This is a genomic window from Thalassotalea sp. G20_0 (assembly GCF_017744175.1).
GTDB lineage: Bacteria > Pseudomonadota > Gammaproteobacteria > Pseudomonadales > Endozoicomonadaceae > Endozoicomonas.
In genome coordinates, this window is the sequence record NZ_JAGHQV010000512.1 from 1 (window position 1) to 540 (window position 540).

General features: G+C 55.4%; 1 protein-coding gene. It reads right to left on the reverse strand.

Translation table 11 applies throughout. From position 1 onward, the window contains the following. Positions 1-540 (reverse strand): hypothetical protein (locus J7438_RS27310; protein WP_209279148.1); only part of this gene is annotated, 540 nt, incomplete at both ends.

Here is a 540-nt window from a genome sequence, read left to right on the forward strand (position 1 = left end):
ACCTGGTCGGCCACTGCGCTGACCATCCCGGCAAGCCCTTCGCCCAGCATCCGGTCAACTTTGCGGGCTATCATCGTGGCTGAGTCTGCCGTTTCCTCCCCGGCAGTGATCTCAGTAACGGTTGCTGCTTTCCAGTCCCCGGATTGCAAACGGTCACTCAGCAGTTCAACCATTAATTCGACTGTGGCAGTGGTCAGAAACGTCGGTAATTGTTCGGTAAGTGCCGTGCCGCCCTCTAAGGCATTTACGTCGTCACATTGTTCACCGTTGTGCCTCGCGGTAAACAACGCCCCTTCTTTGACGACAAGGTTCATAACCTCCCGGATACTGCCCTCAAGGATCGGCTTGACCGCCTCCAACTGACCACTCTTTTTAATGACCAGGTCAACGGTTTCATCAGCCAGGTTACCCAACTGCTCTGCAACGGCCTGACGGGCATCATGCCAGTGATCCTGTTGATTTTGATGATCCGCTGTCGTTTTCTTATCACTGCTGCCGGGCTTTTCCTCTGGCTTCTGCGCTTTTGCCGCCTGGCGCAGG